The 14,754-nt window shown below is 37.3% G+C and carries 8 protein-coding genes; 3 read left to right on the top strand and 5 right to left on the bottom strand.

Annotated elements, in window-relative coordinates; all coding sequences use genetic code 11:
* Window positions 1–377: 377 nt before the first annotated feature.
* A complete protein-coding gene (locus tag ACFIMG_RS07700; RefSeq protein ID WP_375645451.1) occupies window positions 378–494 on the bottom strand; it encodes a type II toxin-antitoxin system RelE/ParE family toxin in 117 nt (38 codons plus the stop codon).
* Window positions 495–811: 317 nt separating this feature from the next.
* On the opposite strand from ACFIMG_RS07700, the gene addB reads away from it, so the two are divergent.
* The 3 genes from addB (at window position 812) to trxA (ending at window position 7,911) form a co-directional block, all read left to right on the top strand.
* The gene (gene addB, locus ACFIMG_RS07705; protein ID WP_375678847.1) at window positions 812–3,931 is read left to right on the top strand and encodes a double-strand break repair protein AddB; all 3,120 of its coding nucleotides are present in this window, start codon (window positions 812–814) and stop codon (window positions 3,929–3,931) included.
* Window positions 3,932–3,933: 2 nt separating this feature from the next.
* Window positions 3,934–7,410, top strand: a complete 3,477-nt coding sequence (gene addA / locus ACFIMG_RS07710; RefSeq protein ID WP_375678846.1) for a double-strand break repair helicase AddA — start codon at window positions 3,934–3,936, stop codon at window positions 7,408–7,410.
* Between the two features lie 177 nt (window positions 7,411–7,587).
* Complete coding sequence (trxA, locus tag ACFIMG_RS07715) at window positions 7,588–7,911, top strand: thioredoxin (protein WP_375611361.1); 324 nt, start codon at window positions 7,588–7,590, stop codon at window positions 7,909–7,911.
* Window positions 7,912–8,591: 680 nt separating this feature from the next.
* On the opposite strand, the gene tsaE is transcribed toward trxA, so the two are convergent.
* The 4 genes from tsaE to ACFIMG_RS07735 form a co-directional block, all read right to left on the bottom strand.
* Window positions 8,592–9,062 (bottom strand): tRNA (adenosine(37)-N6)-threonylcarbamoyltransferase complex ATPase subunit type 1 TsaE, encoded by a 471-nt coding sequence (gene tsaE, locus ACFIMG_RS07720; RefSeq protein WP_375617471.1) that lies wholly within the window; start codon window positions 9,060–9,062, stop codon window positions 8,592–8,594.
* 51 nt (window positions 9,063–9,113) lie between these two features.
* Entirely contained in the window at window positions 9,114–11,579 is a 2,466-nt protein-coding gene (locus tag ACFIMG_RS07725; protein ID WP_375678845.1) for an ATP-binding protein, read from the bottom strand.
* A 34-nt stretch (window positions 11,580–11,613) separates the two neighbouring features.
* Entirely contained in the window at window positions 11,614–13,011 is a 1,398-nt protein-coding gene (ahcY, locus tag ACFIMG_RS07730) for an adenosylhomocysteinase (protein WP_375620877.1), read from the bottom strand.
* 713 nt (window positions 13,012–13,724) lie between these two features.
* Window positions 13,725–14,723, bottom strand: coding sequence for a complex I NDUFA9 subunit family protein (locus ACFIMG_RS07735; protein ID WP_375678844.1), 999 nt, complete (start codon window positions 14,721–14,723; stop codon window positions 13,725–13,727).
* Window positions 14,724–14,754: the final 31 nt, after the last annotated feature.

The raw sequence follows: 14,754 nt of genomic DNA on the forward strand, positions 1-14,754 counted from the left end.
GCCAAGAGCTTTCAAAATATTGGGTGAGGGTAAAAATGATGATGGTGGTTATAGCGTTATGATGTAATGATGGTGGTGTGTGATGTATCTCATCCCATTCACGGAAGTTTACGTTATACTATTCATTTATATTATTTACGGGATGACATGACGAGGTAAGATCAAGTACAATGGAAAATGTCCCTTTAAAAACAAACATATAAAATTGTAACATAATGATATTTTTGGGCATTCTATTTTGCATAAGGGATGTAATTCTAGCAAGATAGAGGCTTGCACGATAAACTTTCGCAAAACTCTCTCCCTCAAAGTAATCTGTTTGCGCTGTGAAATGTGGAAATATTTTTTTTCCAAGCTTTTTATGGGATTCTAAAATATTATTTATGAAACTGATTTTTTAAGTTTTGCAATATCATGATATCTATTTTTTTCTGAAAGTGATGGAGTATGTAAAGGATATTTTTAGATTGAACTGTATAAAAAATACGGTAAATTTATTTATTATTAAAAGAGTTACAGCGCACTGGTACCTCTAGAACCTTTTAAAACTTTAATATTTATTTTTATATTACCTATTTGAGTTAGAGAATAAACTGTAGCCAATTCTACGTTGAAAAATATCAGAAAAATTTTATATATTTTTCGCGATGACTTAAGACATATGATTTATTTTGATATTTTTTAAATCTAAACTAAAAAATCTGCTTTATAAACATAGCTTTTCAGTTTTTCCTTGTATAAATATTGTATACAGTCAAAATAATACAAATAATCAATAAGCTGAAATTTGTTATCCCAAATATGAGATCATATGACCTATAAACCGCATGTCTTTTCTATTTCTCCGGGAACTGCTTTTTTGCCTCACTTTGTTGATGCACTACTTTCTGGTAGCCTTATTGATAATTTCGCTCCCAATGGAGATATTCAAACAGCCCTTGCCGATAGCCTTATTTATGTTCCGACACGTCGTGCTGCTCGCGCTTTGCGTTTAGCCTTTGTTGAAAGAAGTGATACACAATCAACATTTTTGCCAACCATTCGTGCTCTAGGAGATGTCGATGAAGACAGTTTTCTTTTTGTTGAAAATCATACCAGCGCTCTCGATCCACCTATTGGAGAAAGCGAACGTCTTTTACTTTTAGCGCGCCTTATCCGTCCATGGCGTGAAAATTTGCCTGCGCATCTGCGTGCCATGTTTGGTACAGAAGATGTACTTATTCCGGCTCATAGTGCTGATGCGATTTGGCTTGCGCAAGATTTAGCACATTTGATGGATGAAATTGAAGCAGAAGGAGCAGATTGGTCAGAACTTAAAAATATTGCACCTGATATGGTCGCTGAATGGTGGCAAATAACGCTCGATTTCTTGACTATTGTTACGCAAAATTGGCCAAAAATCTTGAAAGAAAGACAACGAAGTAATCCCGCTGAATGGCGTAATCAAGTACTCACAATGCATGCAGAGACTTTGCGATGCATGCAGCCTGATAAACCTATCATTGCTGCTGGTGTGTCAGGTTCTATGCCCGCAGTTTCTCATCTTTTAAAGGTTATATCTTCTCTGCCCAAAGGGGCTGTTGTTCTTCCTGGCCTTGATCTTCATATGGATGAAGAACAATGGAATGCACTAAGCACAAGCAATAAAGAAAAAACAGCTTGTGATTTTTTTGATCCTGCAGAAAATGTTTTTAGCCATCCTCAATATCATTTAAAAAAACTTCTAACTCTCATGGAGTGTCAACGTCATCATGTTTGCGAAATTGGCCAACAAAGTATAACAAAGAAAAAACGAATGGCTCTTTTATCAGAAGCACTCCGACCTGCTTCTACAACAGATAAATGGATACAAATTGTCCGTGATGATTATGAAAATCTTTGTGCAGATTGGTCATTTATTGAAGCTATAAATGAACGTGAAGAAGCTCTCGCTATAGCTGTTACCTTACGCAAAGCTATTGAAAAACCCAAAAAAACTGCAGCCCTTATTACAAATGACCGTAATTTAGCACGCCGTGTTGCCGTGGAATTACAGCGATTTGGAATTGAAGCAAATGATTCAGGCGGAATACCACTTGCACAAACATTGCCTGTAACTCTCTTACGACTTATCTTAGAAAATGTATTGCAACCTGATGATCCCATTGCTTTTCTTTCTCTTCTTAAACATCCCCTTACAACACTCCAACAAAATCGTCATCGTTTACGGGAAATGGCAGAAAATTTTGAACTTTTTGTTCTTCGAGGGAATACAGGGCGTATTAAGCTTTGCGAGTGTGATCAATTTCTTGAAAAATGGATTGAAACATACTTTCATAATAATTCTGAAATCAACGCTCTTGATCAGCAGAAATGTGAAGAAGCACGTTTCCTTTGTCATCTTTTGAGGACAGCTGTTGAACCTTTAACATCTCTTATGAAACAAGAGAAAGAATGCACCATCAATGAGGCTGCAATAGCAACTGTTGAGATTTTTGAAAATTTTGGTCGCAATGAGGATAATTCTCTTGCACATCTTTATCAACATGAAGCAGGACAAGCCTTATCAAATTTTTTGTGTGAATTGGTCAGTGATCAATCGGGATTAACATTTCATCTTTGTGAATGGCCCGCTATGTTTTCTGCCATAATAGCAACCCGTTCCGTCGCACCTTCGCCTGGAGGACATCCACGTTTATTCATCTGGGGTACTTTGGAATCGCGCTTGCAAACGGTTGATACAGTGGTCATTGGTGGTCTTAATGAAGGATCATGGCCGATATCAACCCGAAATGATGCTTTTTTATCGCGACCGATGAAAATGATGTTAACTTTGGAACCACCAGAACAGCGTATTGGTCTTTCTGCGCATGATTTTCAATGGGCAATGGGAATGGATAAAGTGGTGATGAGTCGCGCATTGCGCGTTAATCATACGCCTTCCATTCCATCACGCTGGCTACAACGCATGGAAACAGTTGTAGGAAAACAGGTTTGGGAACAAATCCGTGAACGAGGTGAAATACTACGCCATTGGGCAAAGATGCTTGATCATACAAGCATAACTTCTGAGGTGGAACGTCCTTGCCCTTCTCCACCTCTTGATATACGCCCGCGCCATTTTTCAGTCACTGAAATAGAAACATTGCGATATGATCCCTATGCTATTTATGCCAAAAAAATCTTAAGGCTCAAACCACTTAAAGAACTTATTCATGATCCTAGCGCTTCAGAACGTGGAACACTTTATCACGCTATTCTTGCAGCTTTTTGCACACAAATGAAAAATCCAAATGCTGCAAATGCACTCAATGTACTGCTTGCTATTGGGCGTAAAGAGTTTGATAAATTCAACTTTCCACCCGATATTGAAGTAATTTGGTGGAATAGTTTTGAAAATCTTGCTCCACGCTTTATTCAATGGGAACAAAGTTTAGGACTGCGAGAGCGATATTCGGAAGTGGTATCACAAAAAATCCCTATAGGAACAACAGGGGTAACCCTTTCAGGACGTGCTGATCGTCTTGATGTTTTGCCAGATAAAACGGTTGAAATTCTAGATTTCAAAACCGGAACGCCTCCTTTATCAAAACAAGTTCGTGAATTATTATTTCCGCAATTGGCTTTAGAAACAGCTTTACTCATACAAGGGGGCTTCCCAGATTTTCAAGATTTTACACCCTCAAATTTATTTTACATTCCCCTTAACAAAAAAGGTGAAATTAAATCCCAATCAATTCTTTTAAAGAAAAAAGACGGAAAAACTTATCTAAGTGCTGTTGATCTTGCTGAAAATGCATGGGAAAATCTTATCGCACTCATAACTTATTATCAAAATCCACAACAAGGCTATCTCTCACATGCTGTCCCCATGTCAAAACGATATGAAGGTGACTACGACCATTTGGCTCGGTTGTGGGAATGGTCAAGTGGTTTTCATAAAGAAGAGTAATCATGACGTTTTTTTCTATTCCTGAAGCCGCTCTTGATGCACAAGCAACAGCAACACATCCCCAAAAAAACGTGTGGGTTTCTGCAAATGCTGGATCTGGAAAAACCCACGTTTTAAGTGAACGTGTTATCCGTTTGCTTTTAAACGGTACGCCTCCAGCACGTATTTTATGCCTTACTTATACAAGAGCTGCTGCTGCTGTTATGCAATCACGAATTTTTCGCACGCTTTCTAGTTGGAATGAGCTCGATGATGCACAGCTGCAAGAAACCTTAACACGGTTTGAAAAAAAACCTGTTAATGCGCAAAAACTAACTTATGCACGGCAACTCTTTGCGCGTGCCCTAGAAACGCCTGGTGGCTTAAAAATTCAAACGATTCATGCTTTTTGTGAATCTCTCTTGCATCAATTTATGTTAGAAGCCAATATTGCAGGGCATTTTGAGCTTCCCGATGATATCGGTCGAAAAAAATTACAACAAGAATCCCGTCGCGAACTTTTAGCCCGTCGTGATGTACAACCTGCTTTGCAACAGTTACTTCAAGTTATTAGCGAACATACTTTTAACCAATTGCTCTATGAAGCAGTTGAAAAGCAACATAAATTGTCTGATTTTTTATCTTCTCTTTTATCTGAAAATGGAGAAGAAAAATTGCGCGCGCTTTTTAACTTAGCGCCCAATGAAACAAATCAATATCTGCTGGAACAAATTAAACAAACAGCGCGCCTTCCTCTTTATGCTCTTAAGCATTGTGAAACCAATGGTAATCAAAGCTTTAAGGATATGGTGGCAAAACTTTCCCAATTAGAAAAGGTGCATGATGAGACAAATATTCTCAATATTATTTCTGATGTTTATTTTACAACAAAAGGTGAGCCGCGTAATTTTTCACATTTATCTCATAAAAAATCAGACGAAATTTGGCCTTTTATTCAACAAATGCTTGAAGATAAACAAAACAAGCTTTCTGTTCTTTTAGAAAAATATCAATGCGCAAAGGTTGCCACCCTCAATATGGCTGCTTTTCAGCTCTGTACTATTTATCTCAAAATTTATAAGAATCTAAAAAAGTCCAATGGCTTCTTAGACTTTGATGACCTTATTGAGCGTACACTTCATTTGTTACAGCGCAAAGGTGCAAGCCAATGGGTGCACTATAAACTTGATCAGGGACTTGATCATATTCTACTTGATGAAGCACAAGACACCAACCCTGAGCAATGGCAAATTATTCAACTGTTGGCACAGGAATTTTTTTCAGGGTATAGCCAACGAACAAACATACGCACTCTTTTTGCTGTTGGAGATGAAAAGCAATCTATTTATTCTTTTCAAGGCGCTGCTCCAGAAAATTTTGCTGCAAATGGACGAATTATTCAAAAAAAAGTGCAACAAACAAATCAGCAATTTGAAAAAATACAACTGCATTATTCTTTTCGCTCTACAGCAGATGTTCTTAAAAGCGTTGATCTTGTTTTTGAAACACCAGAAAACTATAAAGGACTTTCGGCAGAAAATACAAAAACGGTGCATGAAGCTATTCGGGTTCATAGTCCGGGTGAAGTTATTATATGGGATGCCATTTCAAAAGAAACGAGTGAGTTTCCTCAAGATTGGCATGCAACTGTTAATCATTTAGATACACCTGAAGTCCGTTTAGCAGAAAAAATTGCTGAAACGATTGCTGACTGGTTACAAAAAGGCGAAATGCTTCCAGCAAAAGGACGCTTAATACGTGCAAGTGATATTATGATCTTGGTCCGTAAACGTGATCAATTTGTCTCAGCTCTTTCGCGTGCTCTTAAACACCGTAATATTCCCGTAGCAGGGGCTGATCGTTTACAGCTTACCAAACATATTAGTATCCGTGATTTAATGGCGCTTGCGCGTTTTGTTTTACAGCCACAAGATGATCTTTCTCTTGCTTGTGTTTTAAAAAGCCCACTTTTTGCTCTTAGTGAAGAGGAACTCTATCAGCTTGCCGTACACCGCACCGGCTCTCTTTGGCAAAGTCTGTGCGCGCATATATCATCGCAGATATCTTTTAAAGATGCTTTTGAAAAGCTGAACCATTATCGCGCTTTAGTGGATAAAATACCAGTTTTCGAGTTTTATAGCCATATTTTGAACAATGATAAGGGACGACAAAAAATTCTGTCTCGTTTAGGATCTGAAGCAAATGATGTGCTCGATGCTTTTATGGATTATACGCTCACTATTCAAAAAACAGGATTACCAGGATTACAAGCTTTTTTAGAAACATTAAGTGCAAGCGAACCAGAAATTAAACGTGAATTTGAACAAAGTAATGAAGAAATTCGCATTATGACTGTTCATGCTGCAAAAGGACTAGAGGCTGCTGTTGTGTTTTTAGTCGATCCTGGCAGTGCGATTTGGCATCCTCAGCATGCGCCTCACTTGCTTAAAGTTCCTTTAAACAATGCACAATGGAACGGAAAACAAGCCTTTATTTGGCGCCCCAATGAAAAGTTTAATACAAAACTCTCTAAACAAGCAATTTCATATTTAAAAGAGCGTGCAGAAGAAGAATATAGGCGTCTTCTTTATGTAGGAATGACACGCGCTGAAGATCGCTTGTTTATTTGTGGATATAAAGGTCCGAAAACGCCATCTTATACATGGTTACAACTCGTAAAAAAAGCCCTCGAACCGCATGCCCTTGCTATAAAAGATTCTTCGGAAGATATTGCAGCTTGGCGTTATTGCATTACACCTGCTTCTTCTACTTCTATAAACTCAAAAGTTCCTTCCGCTGAATGCCAAACCTTACCACCTTTGCCTGCTTTTTTCTCTCATAAAGTACCAGCAGAACCAGTGTTACCAAAACCGTTAAAACCGTCAGTGGCGAGCCTTTCCATTGAAGCTGATACAGAGCTGTCCTCAAATCCAAAACAGCTTACCACTTCACCTGTTTTAGGAGCCATGAACACAAACAGAGCTTTTTCCATTGAATATGGTAATCTCGTTCACCGATTGTTACAGTATTTGCCCGATTGTCCCCCACAAAAATGTCGAGATTATGCTCGAAACTATCTCAATATCAAAGCCTCTCATTGGCATGAGAGCCAAAGAGAAGATGCTCTTAGCCATATTTGGAAAATATTAGATCATGTTTATCTCAAACCCCTTTTCTCTGAGCATTCACGTGCTGAGGTCTCCTTAATGGGTATTGTGAAAATTCGTGGAAAAGAACAAGCAATCTCTGGTCAAATTGACCGTCTCTACATCACGCAAAACAGCGTTATCTTTGCAGATTTTAAAACAGGAACCCCGCCAGAAAATGAAGCTGCTATTGCTTCCCATCATTGGTTGCAAATGGCTCTTTATCGAAAATTATTGCAAGCTATTCATCCCGATAAAGATATACAGGCTCTGCTTATCTACAGTAAAGAAGCCAAAATTTTTAAACTTCCTCCAGAAAAACTTGAGGCATTTCTTAGTGAAGTTGCCTTATAAGTTAGTCTTTTCCCTGCAAAGCATTTTTACACTTTATTTACTTTCATAAAATCGCTCAAACAAACACAACGCACAATCCCTAGTGTAAAAAAGTCCTTTAATAATTTATCTTTGCAATAACTTGATATGAATTGTTATTATACCAATCTATAAAAGGTGAATATAAAGGATAAATAAATGACGTGTATAAAAGTTGATAAGGACAATTTCGAAAGTGAAGTTCTAACCTCTTCCACCCCTGTTGTGGTTGATTTTTGGGCAGAATGGTGTGGCCCTTGCAAAGTGATTGCTCCAATTTTGGATGAAATTTCAATAGAAATGCAAAATCAAGTTAAAATTGCTAAGGTAAATATTGATGAAAATCCGGAACTGGCTACCCAATACGGAGTACGTTCTATCCCTACATTACTAATGTTTAAAAATGGAAATATTTCATCGAATATGGTTGGCGCTACCTCTAAAGGACGTCTTTCTGAATGGATAAAAGATGGGCTTAGTTAATTCCACGTATAATCACTATAAAGGAGAGAAATTTTGTCTCTCCTTTTGACTTTTTTAAAATATTCTTTTTTGCATTATATTATAATGAAAAGACAATAAAAATCAAAATTTTAAATGAATTTAAGAATTCGTGCTTTTATGCATGATTCAATTGACCATTTTTTATAAAAAATTGCTTTGTATGAAGAATATATGCAATTCTTTCCTTATAGGCGCGTTAAAAATATTGGGTGAATGATAATTTCATTAAAGGTATTTCTTCTTAGATAAGACTATTGAGATAGATAGTGTTTTCAACACATAAAGGGAGATTTTAAGCAAAAACTTTGCAAATTACTTTTCTGAAGCTCACAGTTTTTAAGCAGAAAGAAACAAGCAATTCACTACAGGTTATATAATGCTCTTCTAAAGGGTTATCACTTCAATTTAAAATTCTCTTATACTATTCTCTAAAATCAAAATTGTAGGTATCAGATTCTCTAAAATAAATTGATGAATTCCTATAAATTAATGGCTGTCCTTTGCAATTTATGTCATTGTTATATAAAAGAGTCAGCATTTCGTTTCATCTTCCATGGTTGGTGCCTCCATGAAGCCTTCTTTATGTTGTCCATCATCTCAGATTTCATAGGTAGTACTGAGGTATTATCAAATTAAAAAATGATGATGTTCATGTTTTTTTAAAATGTACGAATTGCGAAAGACTGTTGCAAACATTCAATGGAATGTTGCGCTGATCTAACTGTTACATGACGCCCATGTTCTTTATAGTGTAAAGTGAGTGCAAAAGTGGCAAGCTCTAAAAGAGCTGTATTTCTTTCTGGCCATTCAACAAGTAAAATATTTTTCTCACGAGCTTCATGAAGCCCTAATTCATCAATTTCTTCTGCCATAGAAAGGCGATAAAGATCAGCATGAATAATTTCAAACTTTGGAAGTTGATAGCTTTGCACAAGAGTAAAAGTAGGGCTTGGAACATCCATAGTGTTATCGTTCGCAAGTGTTTGAATGATTGTACGTGCAATGGTTGACTTTCCAGTTCCAAGATCTCCTTGCAGCGTTACAAGATCTCCTGGCTTTAAAGAAAGAGCTAAATTTTGTGCAAAAAGCTTTGTTGCCTCTTCATTTTCAAGAAAAAAACTAAAATTCATTAAAAGTTCCATGAAATGGATGAAAAATTTTTGTTATCATAAAGGTTAAAATTAAAAAATCGTATCTCCTTTGGAGAGTGGGAAAAAACATTTAACTGTTGTTCCTTTTCCAGAACCGGTAAGAATTTCAACATGTCCACCGTGTAGTTCAACGAAACTTTTTACAAGGGAAAGGCCAAGACCCGCTCCCGCACGCCCACCATGGTGTGAATGGGAAGAAAAACGTTTAAAAATACGATCAAGGACATCTTCTGGGATGTCAGAGCCCTGATTGTGAACGCTAAAGACAATGTTATCATCTTGTTCATCAACGCAAAATTCAATAGTACTCGCCTCTGTTGCAAAATTAATAGCATTACTCAGGACATTCACAAAAATTTGATGCAAGCGCTTTTCATCAGCAGAAATAGAATTTAAGGAAGGAAAAATTTGTTGTAAAAGCGTAATATGACGTCCATTAAGGCGATCTTCTACACGTGCTACTGCTTGTATCATAGCATCGGCAATGTTAACCGATTTTATGTCCAACTCCATAATGCCTGCATCAAGGGTAGCAAGATCAAGAATATCGTTAACAATATTTAAAAGAGTTCCTGATTCTGAATGAATGTGTTCAAGATATTCTTGTTGACGTTCATTGATAGAGCCGAAAATTTGATCACGTAAAATATCGGAAAATCCAATAATATTGGTGAGAGGTGTGCGTAATTCATAAGAAACATGTTGGACAAATTCATTACGCAAACGATCAGCACTTTCTAATGCTTCATTTTTTTCTTGAAGAGCACGCGCAACATGGACAGTGTCCGTAACATTCACAAAAGTAAGCATCGTTTGTCCATTAGGAAGAGGGACCAGAGTATAGTCAATAATCATATCATTTTTAAGATCTATACGACCTGAAAATGTTTCACGTTTTTCAGCAAAACCGGTAATGAACTTGGTAAATTGATTCCATTCTTGCCCCAAGGTTAAGGCTGAACAATGGCTTTGTAACTGTGTAATATGGGTTCCTTCTACCAGTAAATTATAAGGAAGAGACCACAATTTCGACAAGGCAGGATTCGATAAGCGAAGGCGTCCATCAGTACCAAAAACGACCACACCTTCAGAAAGTTTATCAAGTGTTTCACCTTGTATTTTAATAAGTGTATTATAACGGCGCTCAAGATCAATTTTTTCTGTAAGGTTTTCGTAAAGCCAAGTGACACCTCCTTGTGGATGAGGGTTCGAGACAACACGCACCGTACGCCCATCTGGAAGATTCCAAATTTGTTGGTTCGATTCTGTTTGCCAATAGGCTTTTAAAAGTTCTTCTTTCCATGCGCGCCAATCAGGGTGTTCAGCAATGAGCCCCTTTTCACGTAAACGTTCAAGAAACAATGTATGGCTTGGTTCACTTTCTAAAAAAGAACTCTCCAACGGCCATAAAATTTTAAAAGCATGATTACAGAATTTTAATTTTTGGTTTGTATCAAAAATGGCTACAGCTGTTGAAATTTGGTCAAGTGTTTCACAATGGCTTTGAAGAACATATCTTAATTCATGAGCAAGATTTTCATATGCGCTGTCATTACGTGCAAAAGCTGCCATCCCTTCAGCTGTTGTAATACGTGTGAGATGAAAACGGTGCCGTTCTCCACCAATAACCGTATGAACATGTTCTTGAAAAATAGTTTCTGTTTCATCTGTTTTGCGTTGTGTATTTTCATTGAAAAGATCCCCCACGTCATCACTGTCTTCACGAAAGTCTGTCATTTCTCTAAAGGCGCGATTGATAAAACAAACTTTTCCTTCACAATCTTTTATCCATACGGGCTCTTGAATAAGATCAAGAAGATTACGCTGCATTCTCAATTCAGTAAGAAGGCGGGCGATATCTTTCTGTAAACGAGAATTTTCTCTCTGTTGTTTTGAGATATCTTGAAAACGAGCAATGGCGACTGTTCCTGCGATGACTCCTGTAACTTGTAGCGGTACATTGTTTGTGGTGGTGATAGAAAGATCAAAAGGGTGACATTTACAACGTAGTTGAGTCAATACATAATCAAGTTCTCGCAGAGAATTTTCTTCAACCCAGAGCTCAAAACGCTGAAAATCTTTCTGATCGATTCCTATTTTTTGCAATGCAGAAAGAGCACCAACAACACGGGGTAAAGTTGTTGGATTTTCCCAAATAAGAAGGAATTGCTCGGTTTCTTCCAGAAGCCATTCATAATATTTAAGTTTTTCAGAAAAATTTGCCTGAATTATCTTCAAAGGCTTCTGTGCAGTTTTTTTTGCACGCACGGTAACAGCTATACACGAGAGAAGTGAAGCACAAGAAATTCCTCCACACAGCGCTAAAAGCAGCCATGGACCATTCGGCAAAGTGAAGAAAAATGGTAAATAACCTTCCAATGACTGAGCAAAAGCGCATGTTGGAGAAAAAAAGAAAAAAAGGCAAAATATATACGTATAGATTCGGATCTCTTTTTGAGTTTTTTCTTTGGGGTTATAGTCACCAAAGCTGAGCACGGCATCTTTCCCTTTTTTAACCCAAGGAAACGTATTAGTAACGGTAATGGTTTGGTTTATAAGGTCCTTGTGGTGAGACTCCAATATAAGCGGCTTGTTCTTCTGATAAAACACTTAATTTTATTCCTAACCGATCCAGATGTAGACGTGCAACCTTTTCATCAAGATGTTTAGGCAAAACAGTGACTTCATTTGTATAGTGTTCTGAACGGGTAAAAAGTTCAATTTGCGCTAAAACTTGATTAGTAAACGAGGCTGACATGACAAAAGAAGGATGCCCAGTCGCATTCCCGAGGTTTAACAAACGCCCTTCAGAGAGCAAAATGATGCGTTTTCCATCGGGAAAGGTGATCATATCAACTTGTGGTTTAATATTTGTCCATGGCAAATTTCTAAGGGCAGCGACTTGGATTTCGTTATCAAAATGACCAATATTTCCAAGAATACACATATCCTTTACTTGTCGCATATGATCTAAACGAACAACATCTTTATTGCCTGTTGTCGTGATGATAATATCAGCACTGGAAGCAGCATCATCCAAATTAACAACTTCATAGCCATCCATAGCGGCTTGAAGAGCGCAGATAGGATCAATTTCTGTTACTTTAACACGAGCCCCAGCACCAGAAAGAGATGCTGCTGAACCTTTTCCTACATCACCATAACCACAGACAATGGCAGTTTTACCAGCGATCATCACATCTGTTCCACGTCGAATACCATCGACCAATGATTCTTTACATCCATATTTATTATCAAATTTTGATTTAGTGACGCTATCATTAACATTAATAGCAGGAAAAGGTAGAAGTCCTTCTTTTTGTAACTGATAAAGACGGTTTACACCTGTTGTGGTTTCTTCGCTTACACCTTTAATTGCTGCGCGCTGTCGTGTAAAAAAACCTGGCGTTGCATCCATACGCTTTTGTATTTGTTTGAAAAAAATTTCTTCTTCTTCTGTTTTGGGATGCGATAAAATATCTTTATTTTGTTCTGCACGACTTCCCATTAAAATATAGTTTGTGGCGTCAGCTCCATCATCTAAAATAAGATTGGAAGGATTACCATCTGGCCATTGGAAGATTGCATCTATATAAGTCCAATATTCTTCCAATGTTTCACCTTTAATGGCAAATACAGGAATGCCAGTTGCGGCGATAGCTGCTGCTGCATGGTCTTGCGTAGAAAAAATATTGCTAGAGCTCCATCGTATATCGGCGCCAATCGCTTTTAATGTTTCAATTAAAACAGCTGTCTGAATTGTCATGTGCAATGAGCCAGAAATACGCGCTCCGCGCAAAGGTTGACTGGAAGAAAACTCCTTACGACAAGCCATCAAACCAGGCATTTCTGTTTCAGCAATATCAAGTTCTTTACGACCATAAGCGGCAAGTGCAATATCTTTGACAACAAAATCTTGAGCTGCCATTCTTCATTCCTTTAAAATAAGTTTTTCCGAGACGGTAGGAGAAATTAAAAAAAAATGCAAGACAAGAAGAGGACTTCTTTATGTGAAAAAGCTCTTTTAAAATCTCCATAAATTTGTGCAACAAATATGCATTTATGGATCTGAGTAGTGATGTTGCTGACGGAGTAGGAGATCTTCATGATAAGTTTTATTATATAAACAAAATTCTATCCTTTTCACGTAACTTTAAAGCTTTTAAAAGTCTCCAGAGGGAATACCTTTTAAATAATAAAAATGGTGCATTGCTTTACAGTTTTTATATTGATTTTTATGGGATAATATCGAAAGTAGTATACTCGTATTCTACACACTTATGCGGTTGTTGAAAAAGGAAGAATTACTTTAATCTCATTATTAAGCTTTTTAGCAAAATAATATAAATGCAAAGCCATAGATTATCATGTTTATGGATAGGCAGTTCAGAATCGGTTCTTTAGGATTCCAATGTTGCACCTGCTCTTGGATAAAGACAGTTTATAAGAAGTGCTTTTCTCCTGTTTTCAACGATTTTTATCAAAAGACTATAGATATACGATTAAACATTTTTTGTGATACTGAATAGAGTATTTAAAATGTAAAAACATCACTCTATTGAACACTCTGATTTTAAAACCGCTAACAACGCGCTATGAATTATAAATCAAATAATTAACTCAGTTTTGGAAGAATTTATTCTAGACGAGTAGGTTTTGGGAAAATTGACCATGTGGACGAAATCGCCAGAGATAACTTGGCAAGAATGCTGCCATTGCTCTGGGGGTAATACCCACACCTTCTAGCGTATATCCATTCTCTATAGCTTCTTTAGAGACAATGTTATCCATTTGCAAAAAACGTATCTGATTGGCTGTTACGAGTGTTGGTACAAAAGGCAATTTACCGATTGTTCCCAAAATTCCTCCAATCAATAGACCGACAGAAAGAGGCATAGATAGGATTGTTTTTTTACGACGAATGATTTTAAGTATATTTTCAAGAGCATTTTGGAAGGTGATAATCTGGGGACCACCAAGATCATAATTTTTTCCCCAAGCAACCTGTCCATCTAAAGCGCGCACGATAAACTCAGCAACATCACCAACATACACGGGTTGCAATTTGCTTTGCCCACCTCCAAAAAGAGGCATAATTGGTAAAAAACGTGACAAATCTGCCAAGGTGTTAAAGAAACAGTCCTCTGGTCCAAAGATAACGGATGGACGGATAATAATTGCTTGAAGATGCTTGTTATGAATGATTTGTTCACCCATAAACTTAACACGTGCATAAAGACATGAAGCATTCTCGTTAGCCACAAGTGTTGACATATAGATGAGCGGAATACCAGTTTCTGCTGTTAATTCAGCAACATTGTAAACACCATCAATTTGTGTGTTTTTAAAATTCGATTGATTTGCTTGTTTTAAGCTACCGGGTAAAAACACTGCCGCATCAGCTCCAAGCAATGCGCGTGCAACAGAGGCACGATGCTTGATATCTGTTTTAAGCATTTGGGTTTGTCCTACTTCTCCTATTTGGAGCATATAATAAGCTTTTTGTGGACAACGAACAGCGATGCGAACGCGATATCCCCGCTTAGTCAAAGTTTCAACGACATGTCGTCCTACAAAACCGGATCCGCCAAAAACAGTAATGAGTTTAGGATGTTGATAAAGTGCACAATCAAGTTGCATGATTAAAAAGTCTATCTTTCAAAGCTTTAAA

Source organism: Bartonella sp. AP11XZML (assembly GCF_042196445.1).
Taxonomy (GTDB): domain Bacteria; phylum Pseudomonadota; class Alphaproteobacteria; order Rhizobiales; family Rhizobiaceae; genus Bartonella.

Coding starts and splice junctions, on each gene's coding strand:
- addB (WP_375678847.1), top strand. CDS start 812: ATGACCTATAAACCGCATGTCTTTTCTATTTCTCCGGGAACTGCTTTT.
- trxA (WP_375611361.1), top strand. CDS start 7,588: ATGACGTGTATAAAAGTTGATAAGGACAATTTCGAAAGTGAAGTTCTA.
- ACFIMG_RS07735 (WP_375678844.1), bottom strand. CDS start 14,723: ATGCAACTTGATTGTGCACTTTATCAACATCCTAAACTCATTACTGTT.
- ahcY (WP_375620877.1), bottom strand. CDS start 13,011: ATGGCAGCTCAAGATTTTGTTGTCAAAGATATTGCACTTGCCGCTTAT.
- tsaE (WP_375617471.1), bottom strand. CDS start 9,062: ATGAATTTTAGTTTTTTTCTTGAAAATGAAGAGGCAACAAAGCTTTTT.
- addA (WP_375678846.1), top strand. CDS start 3,934: ATGACGTTTTTTTCTATTCCTGAAGCCGCTCTTGATGCACAAGCAACA.